Raw genomic sequence first — 17461 nt, 5'->3', positions numbered from 1 at the left:
GTTCGGCGCCCATGACCGAAGAGCCCTCCGAAAGATTGATCGAGCAGCGTATCCGCAACAGGCTCTACGAGGTCCTGGAAATCCTGGCTGACTGCGACGGTGGCGTCGATCTCGTCGGCATCAAGGGTTACTTCAATCTGTTCGAGGATTTCGTCCATCGCCCGTCGATCGAAGCCGGCACGTCGGCGCTTTCGAAGGACGAGCGCGCCATCGTGCTGGAGATCGCCGAATTCCTGGAAGCGGCCAGCGAGACAAATCCGGACTTCACCAGGGCCGAGTTCATCGAAAGCGACTGGCCGGCAAAGATCGCGCCGACGGCCAGGGATGCGCGGACGCTGTTTCTCCGGCGCGGCCTGTTTTCGGAGAAGGTCGAGGAGCTCGAACCTGGCCAGCCGGCCGCGGTTGCGGCCGGGCGATAGGTCCGGTTCCAGGCAAAAACGTGACGCGGTTATCCCTGGAAAAAGAGCTGGCGCTTTCCCCGGCAATTGCGGCGAAACAAAGAGAGAGCGGTCATCGCTTTTGTGAAATGATGGCTCGATCTATCTGGAAAGCCACGAAATTGTGCCAATTTGGCAACAGTGCGTTGTTAATAACGTTTTGGCCATCATTTTGCCCGAAAGTGTCTCATTCTTGCCGCAGCCTGGGGGCGGGCACGAAGTGAGAGGGTTACCTTTTGATTTCCACGCGATGGAAGACGCCGCTGTTGTTCGGCGCCGTCATTTCACCCCTGTTTTTGGCTGCCTGCAGCCAGACCACTTCACACGGCATGTCCGTCGCCAGCCTGACCGACGCCATCACGCCGAGTTTCCTGAGCTCCCGGGCCTATGGCCATACGCCGAAGGACAAGGAATGCCTGGAACGGGCGATGTTCTTCGAGTCCAACCGTTCAAGCCGTGATGGCATGATCGCTGTCGGCACGGTGGTCATGAACCGGCTGCGCTCCGGCAACCACGGCAGCACCATCTGCGAAGTGGTGGGGGAGCGCGGGCAGTTCGCGCCCGGCGTCATGACACGGCCAATGAATTCGCGGGCGATGCCCGATGTCGAGGAGGCAGCCGACGCCGTCCTCAAGGGCGAGCGCAAGGTGAAGCTGAAGAACACGATGTATTTCCACACTGCCGGGTTGCGCTTCCCCTACAAGAACATGCACTACACCATGGTTGCCGGCGGCAATGCCTTCTATGAGAAGCGCGGCCGCAACTGGCAGCCGCTGCCGGATGAGCCGCAGGTCGCCATTGCCTCGGTTGCGCCCGACAAGTCAGCCGCGCCGGTGACGCTGGTTGCATCCGCCGAGCCGGCACTTCCGGCCAGGATGACAGCCGTTCGATCCGCTCCTGCCCAACAGACCTATGTGACCGCAGCCGCTGCGCCGGCCGCGAAATCCGCGCGTGTCTCGGCGGAGCCGACGGTGGTGGCGATGCAGGAGCCGATGGAGGAACCGGATGCCGCCCGTTTTGGCGGAATCTTGAACACAAGGACAAAGGTTATCTCCTCGGTTGAGGACGCGCCGCAAGAGGCGTCGATGGGGTTCCAGTCGACACCTGACAACACAGACGCCATCGGCGCGATGATTGTCAGCCAGGGCCGGCCGCTCGAAGCCAACTGAACGAATCGCACTCCATAGGGTCCGCCGATTCAACATGGCGGATCCGGTGCCGACGTGGGCTGTTTCAAAGCGCGCTGAAAAATTCTAGATCAGAGCGATGTCCAAGCGAATCGCCGGTCCCGAGATCGAACGCCTGATCCAACTCCTGGCCAAGGTGCCGGGGTTGGGGCCCCGTTCGGCCAGGCGTGCCGCCCTTCATCTGATCAAGAAGAAGGAACAGCTGCTGTCGCCGCTGGCCGCCGCCATGGCCGAGGCGGCCGACAAGGTGCGCATCTGCTCGACCTGCGGCAATGTCGATACATCGGACCCTTGCATGATCTGCACCGATCCGCGCCGTGATGCCGGCACCATCATCGTCGTCGAGGACGTCTCCGACCTGTGGGCGCTGGAGCGTGCGGCGGCGATGAATGTGCGCTACCACGTGCTCGGCGGCACGCTGTCGCCGCTCGACGGCATCGGCCCCGACCAGCTCAACATGCGCTCGCTGGTCGATCGCGTCGCTGGTGGCGAGGTCAAGGAGATCATCCTCGCCGTCAACGCGACGGTCGAGGGCCAGACGACCGCGCATTACCTCACCGACCAGCTATCCGGCTTCGACATCAAGGTGACACGGCTGGCGCATGGCGTGCCGGTCGGCGGCGAACTCGACTATCTCGACGAGGGCACGCTGGCCGCGGCGCTGCGCTCGCGGACGGCGTTTTGACGCAATTGTCGGGCAGGAGAAGCAAATGATTCCTGCTTTCGTGAAATCAGCCTTCATCTTTGTCTGCCTCGTCTTTGTGGCGATGGTTTCGGTCGCTCCCGCCTCTGCCGCAAAGATCGACGACCAGTTCCGCGCATGGCTGCAGAACGACCTCTGGCCGCAGGCCAAGGCCAAAGGCATTTCCAAACAAATCTTCGATGCCGCCTTCGACGGCATCAAGCCCAATCTGAAGCTGCCCGACCTGGTCAAGCCGGGCGAGAAGGCGACCACGCCGCGGAAGCAGCACCAGGCCGAATTCGGCTCACCCGGCGCCTATTTTGCCGAGAAGACGGTGCGCGCGGTGACGGCAGGCGGCCGCGCGCGTGAAGCCACCAATGCCAGGACACTCGCGGCCATAGAAAAGCGCTATGGCGTGCCGGGCGAAGTGCTGCTGGCGATCTGGGGCCGCGAGACCGGCTTCGGCGCGGCCAAGATGCCTTATAACGCTTTCGAAGTGCTGGGCACCAAGGCGTTCATGTCGACCAAGAAGGATTTCTTCCGCACCGAGTTGCTTGCGGCACTCGAGATAGCCGAGCGCGGGCTGGCCCCCGTCGGTGCGATGAAATCGTCCTGGGCTGGCGCGCTCGGCCAGCCGCAATTCATGCCAACATCGTTCCTGAAACATGCCGTCGATTTCGACGGCGACGGCCGCGTCGACATCTGGAACTCGACGCCGGACGTGCTGGCCTCGATCGCCAACTATCTCGTCCATTATGGCTGGGTGAAGGGCCGCGGCTGGGGTTCCGAGGTGACCGTGCCGGAAAGTGTTTCCTGTTCGCTGGAAGGCCCGGACCAGGGCAAGAAGATCTCCGAATGGGCGGCAATGGGCATCAAACGCGTTGGCGGCAAACCGTTTCCGGCGAGTGAGTTGAAGGCCGAGGGGTTTCTGCTGATGCCGGCCGGGCGCAGCGGCCCGGCCTTTATCGCTACCCCAAATTTCTATGTGCTGAAGGAGTACAACACCAGCGACCTCTACGCGCTGTTCATCGGCCATGGCGCCGATCGCATCGCCCATGGCGATCAGAATTTTGCCGGCAACTGGGGCGCGGTCGGCGGGCTGCACCGTTCGGAAATCGCCGCCCTGCAGCGGGCGTTGGAAGCCAAGGGCTATGATGTCGGCAGCGCCGATGGCCTGCCTGGCTTCAAGACCCGCCGTTCGATCGGCACATGGCAAGCCAAGAACGGCCGCGCCGCCACCTGCTTTCCTGATGCCGACCTGGTCGCAGCGCTGAAGTAGCCGCGAAATTAGCAGATTTTTCCCGATTGGCGACATTGAATAGCCCGCGCATGCGTCGACTCGCCATTGGCTGTTCTGGTCCAATACGCCGTCTTGCAAATGCTCGTTGCCGGCTGGCGGGTCGCCGGATATGGTGTTGACCAAATGGACAAAAACCACGACGGTAAGTGGGTAGAGGGCCGTTGTGGCCTCGAAAAGAATACTGCAATCCTGAGCCGGGAACTCAGGGATCAACAAAACAGGGAACAATCACGATGATGATGGAAAAGTTTGCTCTACGCTCCCGCTTCTTGCTCGCGGGTGCAGCCATGTCCGCGCTGCTTCTGGCCGGCGCACCAGCCGACGCGGTCACGCCCGCCGACACGCTGGTCGAAGGTTTCGCGATCGACGACATCATCTCCATGGATCCAGGCGAGGCGTTCGAGCTGTCGACCGCCGAGGTCACCGGCAACACCTATGATCTGCTGGTCCGTCTCGACCTCAGCGACACCTCCAAGGTCAAGGGCGACCTCGCCGAGAGCTGGACTGTCTCCGACGACGGCCTGACCTACACCTTCAAACTCAAGCCCGGCCTCAAATTCGCCTCCGGCAATCCGATCACCGCGGCCGACGTCGCCTGGTCGTTCGAGCGCGCCGTCAAGCTGGACAAGAGCCCGGCCTTCATCATCGGCCAATTCGGCATCAGCGGCGATAACGTCACCGAAAAGGCCAAGGCGGTCGACGACAGCACCTTCCAGTTCACCGTCGATAAGGCCTATGCGCCGAGCTTCGTGCTGAACTGCCTGTCGGCAACGGTCGCTTCGGTGGTCGATGCCAAGCTGGTCAAGGAACATGTCGCGGCGGTCACGCCAAGCGCCGACTACAAATGGGACAATGATTTCGGCAATGCCTGGCTGAAGACCGGCTATGCCGGCTCCGGCGTCTTCAAGCTGCGCGAATGGCGCGCCAACGAGGCTGTCGTTCTCGAGCGCAACGACAATTACCACGGCGAAAAAGCCAAGCTTGCCCGCGTCATCTATCGCAACATGAAGGAAAGCTCGGGCCAGCGCCTGGCGCTCGAAGCCGGCGACATCGACGTTGCCCGCAATCTCGAGCCGAACGACCTCGACGCCATCGCCAAGAACGCCGACCTCACCACCACCAGCGCGCCGAAGGGCACGGTCTACTACATCAGCCTCAACCAGAAGAACGCCAACCTGGCCAAGCCGGAGGTGCGCCAGGCGTTCAAATATCTGGTCGACTATGATGCCTTGAGCTCGACCATCCTCAAGGGCATCGGCGAGATCCACCAGACCTTCCTGCCCAAGGGCGTGCTCGGTGAACTCGACGAGAATCCGTTCAAGCTCGACGTCGCCAAGGCCAAGGAATTGCTGGCCAAGGCCGGTCTGCCCGACGGCTTCAGCGTAACCATGGACGTACGCACCGGCCAGCCGACGACCGGCATGGCGGAATCGATCCAGCAGACGCTCGGTCAGGCCGGTATCAAGCTCGAGATCATCCCCGGCGACGGCAAGCAGACTCTGACCAAGTATCGCGCCCGCAACCACGACATCTATATCGGCCAGTGGGGTCAGGACTATTTCGATCCGAACTCCAATGCCCAGACCTTTGCCTCGAACCCGGACAATTCGGATGCGGGCAAGTCCAAGACGCTGGCCTGGCGCAACGCCTGGGACATTCCGGACCTGACCAAGGAAACGGAAGCGGCGCTGCTCGAAAAGGATGCGGGCAAGCGCGCCGATATGTACAAGGACCTTGAGAAGAAGGTCCTAGACACCAGCCCCTTCGTCGTCATCCACCAGCAGCTGGAAGTCGCAGGGCTGCGCAAGAGCCTCAAGGGTTTTGCGCTCGGCCCGAGCTTCGACAGCAATTTCGTCGGGCCGGTTTCCAAGGAATAGTGTTCGCGGACACGCCGCATGAGCGCGGTTGAAAAAGAAGTGGCGGCGGGGCGCGACAGCGCCCGCGCCGTGGCCATTGCATCGTCGCTTGGCCGTTTCCTGGTCATCGCGATCACGACCTATCTTGGTCTGCTCGCGGTCACCTTCTTCATCGGCCGTGTCATCCCGATCGACCCGGTGCTGGCGGTGCTCGGCGACCGGGCGCCGGCCAATGTCGTCGAGCGAACGCGCCGCGAGATGGGCCTCGACCTGCCGCTGATCGAGCAGTTCTACATCTATGTGAAAAATGCCCTGAACGGTAATTTCGGCACCTCCGTGCTGACCACCAATCCGGTCATGAGCGACATTCGCCGCGCGCTTCCGGCCACCACGGAACTGGCGACGCTGGGGACGCTGATCGGTGCACTGTTCGGCGTGCCGCTTGGCGTACTGGCCGCAGTCAGGCGCGGCAGTCTCATCGACCAGATCGTGCGCATCATCGGCCTGATCGGCTATTCCGTGCCGATCTTCTGGCTCGGCCTGCTGGCGCTGGTGTTGTTCTACGCCAAGCTACAATGGGTCGCTTTTCCGGCGCGGCTCGACGTCGTCTACGAATACACCTTCACGCCGATTACCGGATTCTATCTGCTGGATTCGCTATGGCAGGGGCAGTGGGATGTTTTCTATGACGCCTTCCGCCACATCATCTTGCCGGCCTCGCTGCTCGGCTATTTTTCGCTTGCCTATATCAGCCGCATGACGCGCTCGTTCATGCTCAACGAACTGTCGCAGGAATACATCGTCGCGGCGCGCGCCAAGGGCCTGTCGGAAACCCGCATCATCTGGGGCCACGCGCTGCGCAACGCGGCGGTGCCGATGGTGACGGTGATCGCGCTCTCCTATGCCGGGCTGCTCGAAGGCTCCGTGCTCACCGAAACCGTCTTCTCGTGGCCGGGCATCGGCCTCTACATCACCAACTCGCTGCAGAACGCCGACATGAATGCCGTGCTGGGCGGCACCATCGTTATCGGCTCGGTGTTCATCGCTATCAACCTTCTCTCCGATCTGCTCTACCGCGTGCTCGATCCGAGGACGAAGTCCGCATGAGCGTCGAGACCGTCCAGAGCCGTCGCGACTGGCTGCTCAGCGAGCGTCCGGCCTCGCGCAACCAGGCCAGGCTCGGCCGCGCCTATGTGGCGTGGCGGCGCTTTTCCGCCAACCGGCTGGCGTTTCTCGGCCTGCTCATCATCATTGCCCTGCTGGTCGTTGCCGCGCTTGCCGGCGTGCTGGCACCCTATTCGCCGACATTCGGCGATCTGAAGAACGCACGTCTGCTGGCGCCGAGCGCCGAGCACTGGTTCGGCACCGACGATCTCGGCCGCGACATCCTTTCGCGCATCCTCTATGGCTCGCGCTGGACGCTCTACGTGGTCATCCTGGTTGCCATCATCGCCGCACCCATAGGCCTCCTGGTCGGCACCGTTGCCGGCTATGCCGGCGGCTGGACCGATGCCGTCCTGATGCGCATCACCGACATCTTCCTTGCCTTCCCCAAGCTGATCCTGGCGCTCGCCTTCGTCGCCGCACTTGGTCCCGGCATCGAGAATGCCGTGCTGGCCATCGCCATCACCTCCTGGCCGCCTTACGCACGTATCGCGCGGGCAGAGACGCTGACGGTGCGCAATTCCGATTACATCAAGGCCGTGCAACTGATGGGCGCCTCGCCCTTCCGCATCGTGTTGCGCCACATCATGCCGCTTTGCATCTCCTCGCTGATCATCCGGGTGACGCTTGACATGGCCGGCATCATCCTGACGGCCGCCGGGCTCGGTTTCCTTGGCCTCGGCGCGCAGCCGCCGCTGCCGGAATGGGGCACGATGATCGCTTCGGGGCGCCGCTTCGTGCTCGACCAGTGGTGGGTGGCCGGTGCGCCGGGCTTCGCCATCCTCATCGTCAGCCTAGGCTTCAATCTGCTCGGCGATGGCCTGCGCGACGCGCTCGATCCCCGCAGTGGTGACCAATGAGCGGTGATCAATGAGCACGCTGCTCGACGTCGACGACCTGCGCGTCACCTTCCCGACCCGCACCGGCCTGATCGAGGCGGTGCGCGGCGTCTCCTTCACGCTTGGCCGCGAACGTCTCGGCATTGTCGGCGAGTCCGGCTCCGGCAAATCGCAGACCGGCCGCGCCATCATGGGGCTGACGCCGCCGCAGGCGCGGATATCGGCCAACAAGCTTGCTTTCGACGGTATCGACCTGTTGGCGGCATCGCCACGCGAACGCCGGAAGCTGCGCGGCAAACGCATCGCCATGATCCTGCAGGATCCGAAATACTCGCTCGACCCTGTAATGAGCATCGGGCGCCAGATTGTCGAGACGCTGCGCACCCATGAAAAGGTCGGCAAGGCCGAAGCGCGTGATCGTGCAATGGCGATGCTGGAAGCGGTGCAAATTCGTGACCCCGCCCGCGTCTTCGACCTGCATCCGCATGAAGTGTCCGGTGGCATGGGCCAGCGCGCCATGATCGCCATGATGCTGATCGCCGGGCCGGAAATGATGATTGCCGACGAGCCGACCTCGGCGCTCGATGTGACCGTGCAGCTCGATGTGCTCGGCATCCTCGACCGGCTGGTCAGCGAGCGCGGCATGGGCCTGATCTTCATCTCGCACGATCTGCGCCTGGTCTCGTCCTTCTGCGATCGCGTCATCGTCATGTATGCCGGCAAGGTGGTCGAGCAACTCAAGGCGTCGGAACTCGGCCGTGCCCAGCATCCCTACACGCGCGGCCTGCTCAACTGCATGCCCAAGATCGGCGCCGACCGTCACCCGCTGCCGGTGCTCGATCGCAAGCCGGAGTGGGCGGCATGACCGCAGCGATCGCCGTCGACAGGCTGGAGGTAATCTTCGACCGTTTTCGCGCGCTGAAGGGCGTCAGCCTCGACGTGCAGCCGGGCGAATCCTTCGGCCTGGTCGGTGAATCCGGCTCCGGCAAATCGACGCTGCTCAGGGCCATCGCCGGCCTCGCGCCGGTCGCTTCGGGCAGCATCGCCGTCAATGGCAAGACGCTCGGCGCGCGCCGCGACAAGGCCTTTTATCGCGAAGTGCAGATGGTCTTCCAGGATCCGTACGGCTCGCTGCACCCGCGCCAGACCGTCGACCGGCTGCTGCAGGAGCCGCTTGCCATCCATGGCTTTGCCGATGGTGAAAAGCGCATCCAGCGGGCGCTCGACGAAGTCGGTCTGGGAAACGGCTTTCGGTTCCGCTATTCGCATCAGCTCTCCGGCGGTCAGCGCCAGCGTGTGGCGATCGCCCGTGCGCTGATCCTTGAACCATCGATCCTGCTGCTCGACGAGCCGACCTCGGCGCTGGACGCCTCGGTGCAGGCCGAAGTGCTCAACCTTCTGGAAGAGGTCCGCAAGCGGCGCAAGCTGACCTTCCTGATGGTCAGCCACGACCTCGCCATCATCACCCATATGTGCGAGCGGCTGATGGTGATGCAAAGCGGCGAGGCGGTGGAGAATCTGGCGGCGGCCGATCTTGTCGAGCGCCGCGTGACCAAGGACTATACGCGCAATCTCTTGCGAGCCAGCGACGGGTTTGTCAGGACAGCGTGAGCAGTCTCAGGCGGCGCCGCCTTCCGGTATGGCATCACCTGTCGGTTCAGCACTATCCTGCCCCTGCTTCGGCTCTTTGATCCGGAACCAAGCGACATAGAGCGCCGGCAGGAACAGCAGCGTGATCGCCGTACCAGCGATGATGCCGCCCATCATGGCAAACGCCATTGGCGCCCAGAACACCTCACGCGCGATCGGGATCAGCGCCAGGCTGGCGGCTGCCGCCGTCAGCGCAATCGGCCGCATGCGGTGTTCGGTGGCTTCAATGACTGCCGCCCATCGGTCCTTGCCCTCCGTGACGAGATCCTCGATCTGCACGATCAGGATGACCGAGTTGCGGATCAGGATACCGATCAGCGCCAGCACGCCGAGGATGGCGACAAAGCCGAGCGGCGCGCCGCTCGGCAGCAATGCCGCGACCACGCCGATCAGTCCCAGCGGTGCGACGGCAACCACCAGGAACAGGCGCTGGAAGCTTTGCAGCTGGATCATCAGGATCGTCGCCATGATGAACAGCATGAGTGGCACGACCGCCGCGATCGGCCCCTGGCTGTTGGCGCTCTCCTCGACCGAGCCCGCCGTGGCGATCGCATAGCCGACGGGCAGCTTGCCGATAAAGGCATCGACCGAGGGTTTCAGTTCGTTGACCACGGTGGCCGGCAGCGCGTCGCCGACCAATCCGGCGCGCACGGTGATCGTCGGCACGCGGCTGCGCCGCCACACCGTCGGCTGTTCCAGCTCGTAGTGGAAGTTGGCGACGGCGGCGAGCGGTATGGATTCGCCGGCACCGGTCGGCAATTGCATGTTGCGCAGCGTCTCGATCGAGCCGCGTTCGGCATCGCGGGAACGTGCCACGACGTTGATGAGGTAGGTGGCGTCGCGCACCTGGGTGATGGTGACGCCGCCGACCACGCTGTTCAGCGCGTTGGAAATGTCCGAGGAGGTGACGCCGAGCTGGCGCGCCTTGTCCTGCAGCACATCCACCTCCAGCACCCGCGACGGTTCGTTCCAGTCGAAGGTCGGCGCGCCGAGTTTCGGATTGGCTGAGATGACGCCCGCCAGTTGCTGCGACAGCGTCCTCACCGTCTGGATGTCGGGGCCGCTGACGCGGTATTGCACCGGCCGGCCGACAGGTGGGCCAAGCTCGAGCGTCTTGACGAAGGCATCGGTGCCGACGAAGTCATTGCGCAGCATCGTCTGGATGGCCGCCTTCACCCGGTCGCGCGCTTCGACGTTCTTGGTGACGATCACGGTCTGGCCGAAATAGGGATTGGCCGGCTGTACGTCATAGGCCAGCACGAAGCGCACCGCGCCCTGGCCGATATAGGAACTCCAATGGTCGATGTCGGGATTGCCGGCAAGCGCCGCCTTCTCGAAGTGCTCCATCTGGTCGCGTGTCTCGGCGATCGAAGAGTTCTGCGGCAGGTTCCAGTCGACGATCAGTTCGGGCCGGTCGGAGGACGGGAAGAACTGCTGCTGGACAAAACCCATGCCGACGATCGAGCCGGCGAACAACAGCATCGTGGCGATGATGGTCAGCCAATGTCGGCGCACCGATCCGACCAGCACGCTGCGAAACATCGACGTGAAGCGGCCGGGCTTGTCATGATGCTTCTGCTTCATCGTCGCCGGCAAGATGGTGACGCCGAGCAGCGGCGCAAACAGCACCGCCACGATCCAAGACACCAATAGCGACACGGCAATGACGACGAAAAGCGTGTAGGTATATTCGCCCGCCGCGCTGTTGTTGAGGCCGATCGGAATGAAGCCGGTGACGGTCACCAACGTGCCGGTCAGCATCGGGAACGCTGTCGACGTGTAGACATAGGTCGCCGCCTTGCGCAGATTGTCGCCGGCTTCCAGCCTGGCCACCATCATCTCGACGGCGATCATGGCATCGTCGACCAGCAGGCCGAGCGCGATGATCAGCGCACCCAGCGAGATGCGCTGCAGCGAGATGCCGAGATAGTCCATGAACAGGAAGGTGATGGCCAGCACCAGCGGAATCGACAGCGCCACGACGAAGCCGGCGCGCAGGCCGAGGCTGATAAAGGAGACGGCAAGCACGATGGCGACGGCCTCGAACAGCGCGCGGGTGAAGCCCGAAACCGCTTCCTCGACGATGACAGGCTGGTCTGCGACCAGATGCACGCCGACGCCGATTGGCAGGTCGGCGACGATCTTGTCCATCTCGACCTTCAGCGCCTTGCCGAAGTCGAGCAAATTGGCATTGGGCTTCATGCCGATGGCGAGCCCGATCGCATCTTCGCCGTTGAAACGGAACAGTGATGTCGGCGGATCGGCATAGCCGCGGGTGATGGTCGCGACATCGCTCAGCCGGAAGAAGCGGTCGTTGACGCGCAAATTGATGGCGCGCAGGCTTTCCTCCGAAGTGAACTGGCCCGAGACGCGCACGCTGACACGCTCGGGGCCGGTCTCGATGACGCCCGAGGGCGCGACCGCGTTCTGCGCCTGCAGGCTGGCGACGATCGCCTGCTGGTTCAGGCCAAGTGCGGCGATCTGGCGGGTCGAGAATTCGAGATAGATCGCCTCGTCCTGGGCGCCGATCAGGTCGACCTTGCCGGCATTGGGCACCGCCAGGATCTGGGTGCGCGCCTGCTCGACATAATCGCGCAGCTGGCGCGGCGTCAGCCCGTCCGCCGTGAAGGCGTAGACATTGCCGTAGACGTCGCCAAAACGGTCATTGAAGAACGGCCCTTGCACGCCCTCGGGAAACTGGGCGCGGATGTCGTTGATCATGTTGCGGATGCGCACCCAGGTAGGGGCCACGTCGCGCGCCTTGGTCGACGGCTTCAGATTGACGAAGACGACGGTCTTGCCGGCCGTGGTGACGGATTTGCTGTAGTCGAGGCTGTCGAGCTCCTCCAGCTTCTTTTCGATGCGGTCGGTCACTTGTCGGACCGTCTCGTTGACCGACGCGCCCGGCCAGCTGGCCTGGATCAGCATGGTCTTGATGGTGAAGGCCGGATCTTCCTCGCGGCCGAGATTGAGATAGGCCGAGACGCCGGCAACGACGAACACCAGCATGAAATACCAGACCAGCGAGCGATGGCTGAGCGCCCAGTCGGAGAGGTTGAAGCCCTTCACTTGGCGGCTCCTTCCAGGATTTTGACCGTCTCGCCCGGTGTCAGGCTGTGGACACCGGCGGTGACGACGCGCATGCCCGCATCAAGTCCGCCGGTAACGGTAAAGCTGCCGGCGCGTTTGGCGCCGATTTGGATATCGTGCAAGGTGGCCTTCGATTGCGCATCGACGGTCCAAACCTGCTGCTTGCCGTCCTTTTCCAGCAATGCCGACAGCGGCAGCTCGATCGTCGGGTCGATCGCTGTCACCCGTGTCGCCGTCACCGTCGAGCCGAGGCGGAACGCCGTCGGCGCGTTGAGCAGCGTGAGGCGCGTGCGGCGCGTGCGGGTCGAACTGTCGGCCTGCGGCGCGATCTCGCGCAATTTGGCCTCGGTGCGGATCGACGGCAGCGATTGCAGGATGACGTCGAAGCCGGTTCCGTCAGTCAGGTCGCCGGTCAACTGGTCGGGAATGTCGACGACGGCTTCGCGCACATCCGAGCGCGCTACCGTGACCACGGTCTGGCCGGCCGACACGGTCTGCCCGACTTCGGCCCCTGTCGCGGTGACGACGCCGTCGAAATCCGAAAACAGCCTGGCATAACCGAGCTGTTCCTGCGATTTGGCCAGCGCCGCCTTGGCGCGCTCGACATTGGCCTGTGCGGCCTGGCGTGCCTGCTGGGCCGCCTCATAGGTGGCCTGCGAGGTGTTCTTGTCGGCCAGCAGCGCGCGTTGGCGCTCCTCGCTGGCGGCGGCGTTGGTGAATTCCGCCTGGGCGTTGGAGAGACCGGCCTTTGCCGCCTGCAAGGCGAGTTCCAGCGCCGTCGGATCAAGCGTGGCGATCGTCGTGCCCTTGGTGACGAGGTCGCCGATATCGACGTCGCGGCTGACGACGCGGCCAAGCAGGCGGAAGGCCAGGTTGGCGCTGAATTCCGGTTCGACGACGCCGGCAAAACCGAGCGTCTGGGTGGTGCGCGGCTCGACCACCACCGAAAGCACCGGCCGGATGATCTCGGGCGCCTTTTCCGGCTCGGCCGAACAGGCGCCGAAAAGGATCAGCGAAGACAGGGCGATCAATTGCACCGACCGGGTCATTGCGTTGCCCCTCCGGCGATCTCGACCGTCTGGCCTGGGCTGAGCAACTGACCGCCGGCGGTGATGACGTGCTGGCCGGGCTCCAACCCCTTGTCGACGACAATCACGCCCGAATCATAGGCGAGGATATCCACTGGCGCGATCGTGACCGCCTTGGAAGCCGGGTCGACGAGCCAGACCGCCGGCTTGCCATCGCTGGAGGTCAGCGCCTGCCAGGGCAGGATCACGGCTTTCACCGGTTTTGCGCTGACCGTGCCGGTGACGGCCGCACCAAGCGGCATGGCGGCGGGGGTATCGGGAATGGCGACTTTCACCCGAACTGAAGCCGAGGCCGCATCGACCACCGGCGAGATTTCGCGCACCTTGCCCGTCGCCTTGATCGCGGGATCCGACACCAGCGTGATCGACACGGGCGGCGCCGCCGAACTGCCGGCGACCAGCGTTTCATGGACATTGAAGACCGCGTCGCGGTCGCCGTCCTGGGCAAGGGTGAAGACGGTCTGCGCTGCCTGCACCACCTGGCCGGCTTCGACCGCGCGTGCGGTGACGATGCCTGGCGCGCCGGCCCTGAGTTCGGTGAAGGTGAGGCTCTCCCGGGCATTGTCCAACGCGCTCTGCGCCTGCTGGACGCTGCCTTGCGCCACGCTCTGCGCCTGCGCGGCCTGATCATAGTCGCGGCGTGTCGTGAAACCCTGGGCGAGCAGCGCCTTCTGACGCTCAAAGGCGGCGGAGGCTTGCGTCAATTGCGCTTGTGCTGCGTCGAGATCGGCCTGCGCCGAGCGCAGGTCCGATTCCTGCTCCTGCGAATCGATGCGGGCCAAAAGCGTGCCCTTGTCGACATGCTGGCCGATTTCCACCAGCCGTTCGGCAACTCGGCCGCCGACGCGGAAGGCCAGATTGTTCAGCGTGCGCGCGGCGATGACGCCAGTCAGCGACGTCGTCGGGGCGTAGCTGGAGATTTCGACCTCGGCGGTGCGCACCATGATCGGCAGCTTGTGTTCGGCCGCCGCCTGCTTCTGGCAGCCGGCAAGCAGCAGGCTCGCCACCGCGCAGACAAGGATTCGGGCGGTTCGAAATGGCAAAAAGCTGGAGGGCGATGGTTGCAAGGCGGACGATGTCGCGTTCCTGCTCATGGCTTCCCCTGCCTGCGTGGGACGCTCCCACTGCGGAGCCTCGTGGGCCGTTCGAAGATAATCGATCCCTTGGAAAAGGGAACCTACCCTCGTACGCGTATCGGTCGACTGGTTAAGGCCGCGGCGGGCGACAGGCCCAATCGCCTGTTGACGGTGCCGACTTGAGGAAAACGTGAAATCAGGTCAGAAGACATGTCAGCGACATCAACAAGAACGGGCGCCGGCCCGATGAGGGATACCATGAAGAATTCAGCCATTTCCGAGCGCAAGAACCAGTCGATCTCGCGCGGCGTCGGCATGACCACGCAGATCTATGCCGACCGGGCCGAGAATTCGGAGATCTGGGATGTCGAAGGCCGCCGCTACATCGACTTCTCGTCGGGTATCGCCGTCGTCAACACCGGTCACCGCCACCCGAAGGTGATCGAGGCGGTCAAGGCGCAGCTCGACCGCTTCACCCACACCTGCCACCAGGTTGTGCCCTATGAGAGCTATGTGCGGCTGGCGGAACGGCTGAACGGCATGCTGCCCGGCAAGTTCGAGAAGAAGACGATCTTCGTCACCACTGGCGCCGAGGCGGTCGAGAACGCCATCAAGATCGCCCGCAACGCCACCGGCCGCCCGGCGGTCATCGCTTTCGCCGGCGGCTTCCATGGCCGCACCTTCATGGGCATGGCGCTGACCGGCAAGGTCGTGCCCTACAAGGTCGGCTTCGGCGCCATGCCGGGCGACGTCTACCATGCGCCGTTCCCGGTGCCGCTGCACGGTGTGTCGGTCGCCGATTCACTGGCAGCACTGGACCGGCTGTTCAAGGCCGATGTCGACCCGGCTCGCGTCGCCGCCATCATCATCGAGCCGGTGCAGGGCGAGGGCGGCTTCTACGACGCTCCGCGCGAGTTCCTGACGGCGCTGCGCAAGCTCTGCGACCAGCACGGCATGCTTTTGATCGCCGACGAAGTGCAGACCGGCTTCGCCCGCACCGGCAAGATGTTTGCGATGGATCACCATGAGGTGGCGGCCGACATCACCACCATGGCCAAGAGCCTGGCCGGCGGTTTCCCGCTGGCCGCAGTCACCGGCCGCGCCGAAATCATGGATGCGCCCGGCCCCGGTGGGCTCGGCGGCACCTATGGCGGCAGCCCCATCGGTGTCGCCGCCGCACACGCCGTGCTCGACGTGATCGAGGACGAAAAGCTGTGCGACCGCGCCAACACGCTGGGTGCAAGGTTGAAACAGCGGCTGCAGTCGATCCGCGACGACGTGCCCGAGATCGTCGACATCAGAGGCCTCGGCTTCATGAACGCCGTCGAGTTCAACGACGTCAAGAAGGGCCTGCCGTCGGCCGAGATCGCCAACGCGATCCGGCTGAAGGCGCTCGACAAGGGCCTGATCCTCTTGACCTGCGGCGTCTATGGTAACGTCATCCGCTTCCTCGCCCCGATCACCATCCAGGACGGTGTCATGAACGAGGCGCTCGATATCCTGGAAAGCTCGATCCGCGAAGTCTGCGCCGCCTGATCGGCGGCGCGCCGGCTGGACGGCGCGGAATTATCCCGCCGCTCTAGCGGGTTCGCTATCGAGGAAAGCAGCCAGCGCCGCTTTCAGCCCTTCGGGGCCAGCCGCGATCGTCTGCGGCCTCGGCGAGAAGCCGGCGCCGAGCATCTTGCGGCCAAGCATGTGGTCGCCGGGTCGGTTGACCGATTCGATGCCGAGCAGCCGGTCGCCGGCATAGTGGTAGATCGAGAATTTGTTGTCGGGCAGGTCACCCAGCACGACATGGCTGTCGCCACCGGCGGTCAGGCCGACCATTTGCAATTTCATGTCGCCGATGTCGGACCAGAACCAGGGCACAGCCGAATAGGCATCGGTGTGGCCTGTGATCGTGCGTGCGGCAAGCCGCGCCTGGTCGGTGGCGTTCTGCACCGATTCCAGCCGCACGTCGCCGCCGGTAAACCAGTGCCGGTAGGAAGCAGCGTCGCCGATGGCCAGGATTTCAGGCACCGAAGTGCGCATCTGGTGATCGACGCGGATGCCGTTGGCGATGCTGAGGCCTGCGGACTGCGCCAGTTCGACATTCGGCACGGCACCGATGCCGACGATGACCATACGCGCCGGCAGCCTTTCGCCTGACGAGGTGATCGCGGCCGCCACATGGCCGTTTTCGCCTTCGAGCCTGGCAATCGAAGTGCCGGTAAGGATGCGTACGCCTGCCGCTTCCAGCCGTTGCCGAACGTGGCTCGCCACGACCGGCGCCACGGCGCGGCCGAGCAGCCGGTCCACCGCTTCCACAACTGTCACCATGCGGCCGGCAGCCCTCAAGGTGGCTGCGATCTCCAGCCCGATGAAGCCGCCGCCTAGGATGACGACCTCGTCGCTCTGCGCGCTGAGCTCGCGGATCAGCCGCGCATCGGCCAGCGAGCGCAGCGACAGCACGCCGGACAGATCGGAGCCCGGCAGCGGCAGGGCGCGCGGGCGCGAGCCGGTCGCCAGGATCAGGTGGTCGAAGGCAAGCACACCGCCGTCTGATATCTCCAGGCTGCGGCGTCCGGCATCGATGCGATCGATCCTGACGCCCGGCCGGTAGTCGATGGCACTGCCGGTGTAGAAGGCCTCGCCACGCAAGGGTTGCGGTTTGGCCTCGGCATCTTTGATGAAGGTCTTCGACAAGGGTGGCTTGTGGTATGGCAACTCGTTCTCGTCACCGACGAGGATCACCTGCCCGTCATAGCCGTCCTCGCGCAGACTGGCAGCCGCTTGCACGCCCGCATGACCCGCGCCGACAATGACCACACCGTTCTTCATCGCATTCGAATCCCGCTTCTATCCTAGGATGTCTCGCCATGTGGCAATTGTCTGGCGACGCCGCAAGCTAGCTTTTGCGGGTCGCACCCGGGATGGCGGCTGTCAATCGTACAGTTCAGTTGCAAGACCGGCGCAGGAACAGCATAAAGTTGACAGTCGTAGTTTAGAATAATTCTAAACTATTGTTTCAATTGGCTTTTCTTGCGGATTGTCATTGACATCCGACGATGTCACAGCTTTATGGAAGCTCGCGCGTCAGCGCATCCCTTTAA

Annotated in this window: 14 protein-coding genes; 10 read left to right on the top strand and 4 right to left on the bottom strand. The window is 63.8% G+C overall.

Annotated elements, in window-relative coordinates; all coding sequences use genetic code 11:
- Positions 1–11: 11 nt before the first annotated feature.
- From ASD99_RS07500 to ASD99_RS07455, 9 genes are all read left to right on the top strand, one after another.
- On the top strand, positions 12–419 hold the full coding sequence (locus ASD99_RS07500) for a hypothetical protein (protein WP_057143146.1): 408 nt from the start codon (positions 12–14) through the stop codon (positions 417–419).
- 254 nt (positions 420–673) lie between these two features.
- Complete coding sequence (locus tag ASD99_RS07495; RefSeq protein ID WP_056584808.1) at positions 674–1606, top strand: cell wall hydrolase; 933 nt, start codon at positions 674–676, stop codon at positions 1604–1606.
- A 97-nt stretch (positions 1607–1703) separates the two neighbouring features.
- Positions 1704–2309: a recombination mediator RecR gene (gene recR / locus ASD99_RS07490; RefSeq protein WP_027039603.1), complete on the top strand. Its 606-nt coding sequence runs from the start codon at positions 1704–1706 to the stop codon at positions 2307–2309.
- Positions 2310–2391: 82 nt separating this feature from the next.
- Positions 2392–3585 (top strand): lytic murein transglycosylase, encoded by a 1194-nt coding sequence (locus ASD99_RS07485; RefSeq protein ID WP_156388940.1) that lies wholly within the window; start codon positions 2392–2394, stop codon positions 3583–3585.
- Between the two features lie 254 nt (positions 3586–3839).
- Positions 3840–5483: an ABC transporter substrate-binding protein gene (locus tag ASD99_RS07475; protein ID WP_056584813.1), complete on the top strand. Its 1644-nt coding sequence runs from the start codon at positions 3840–3842 to the stop codon at positions 5481–5483.
- Positions 5484–5501: 18 nt separating this feature from the next.
- Positions 5502–6569 carry an ABC transporter permease gene (locus ASD99_RS07470; RefSeq protein WP_056584816.1) on the top strand — a complete coding sequence of 356 codons (1068 nt, stop codon included), beginning with the start codon at positions 5502–5504 and terminating at the stop codon, positions 6567–6569.
- Complete coding sequence (gene nikC / locus ASD99_RS07465) at positions 6566–7486, top strand: nickel transporter permease (protein ID WP_057143143.1); 921 nt, start codon at positions 6566–6568, stop codon at positions 7484–7486. The genes ASD99_RS07470 and nikC overlap by 4 nt, the downstream gene beginning before the upstream one ends.
- Before the next feature lie 10 nt (positions 7487–7496).
- A complete protein-coding gene (locus ASD99_RS07460; protein ID WP_056584819.1) occupies positions 7497–8330 on the top strand; it encodes an ABC transporter ATP-binding protein in 834 nt (277 codons plus the stop codon).
- Positions 8327–9076 (top strand): ABC transporter ATP-binding protein, encoded by a 750-nt coding sequence (locus ASD99_RS07455; protein WP_057143184.1) that lies wholly within the window; start codon positions 8327–8329, stop codon positions 9074–9076. The genes ASD99_RS07460 and ASD99_RS07455 overlap by 4 nt, the downstream gene beginning before the upstream one ends.
- Positions 9077–9082: 6 nt before the next feature.
- Here ASD99_RS07455 and ASD99_RS07450 read toward each other — a convergent pair whose 3' ends face one another.
- From ASD99_RS07450 to ASD99_RS07440, 3 genes are read right to left on the bottom strand one after another with little or no spacing between them, the layout of a single operon-like run.
- Positions 9083–12184, bottom strand: coding sequence for an efflux RND transporter permease subunit (locus ASD99_RS07450; RefSeq protein WP_057143142.1), 3102 nt, complete (start codon positions 12182–12184; stop codon positions 9083–9085).
- Positions 12181–13254 (bottom strand): efflux RND transporter periplasmic adaptor subunit, encoded by a 1074-nt coding sequence (locus ASD99_RS07445; protein ID WP_056584825.1) that lies wholly within the window; start codon positions 13252–13254, stop codon positions 12181–12183. Before ASD99_RS07445 ends, ASD99_RS07450 begins: the two co-directional genes overlap by 4 nt.
- Positions 13251–14387 (bottom strand): efflux RND transporter periplasmic adaptor subunit, encoded by a 1137-nt coding sequence (locus ASD99_RS07440; protein WP_057143141.1) that lies wholly within the window; start codon positions 14385–14387, stop codon positions 13251–13253. The genes ASD99_RS07445 and ASD99_RS07440 overlap by 4 nt, the downstream gene beginning before the upstream one ends.
- Positions 14388–14627: 240 nt before the next feature.
- On the opposite strand from ASD99_RS07440, the gene ASD99_RS07435 reads away from it, so the two are divergent.
- The gene (locus ASD99_RS07435; RefSeq protein WP_056584829.1) at positions 14628–15905 is read left to right on the top strand and encodes a 4-aminobutyrate--2-oxoglutarate transaminase; all 1278 of its coding nucleotides are present in this window, start codon (positions 14628–14630) and stop codon (positions 15903–15905) included.
- A gap of 30 nt (positions 15906–15935) precedes the next feature.
- On the opposite strand, the gene ASD99_RS07430 is transcribed toward ASD99_RS07435, so the two are convergent.
- Entirely contained in the window at positions 15936–17189 is a 1254-nt protein-coding gene (locus tag ASD99_RS07430; RefSeq protein ID WP_057143140.1) for an NAD(P)/FAD-dependent oxidoreductase, read from the bottom strand.
- Positions 17190–17461: the final 272 nt, after the last annotated feature.

This window comes from Mesorhizobium sp. Root695 (genome assembly GCF_001428185.1).
Taxonomy (GTDB): domain Bacteria; phylum Pseudomonadota; class Alphaproteobacteria; order Rhizobiales; family Rhizobiaceae; genus Mesorhizobium.
The sequence above is the reverse complement of the archived record's forward strand: the minus strand, read 5'-3'. Positions and strand labels throughout refer to the sequence as shown.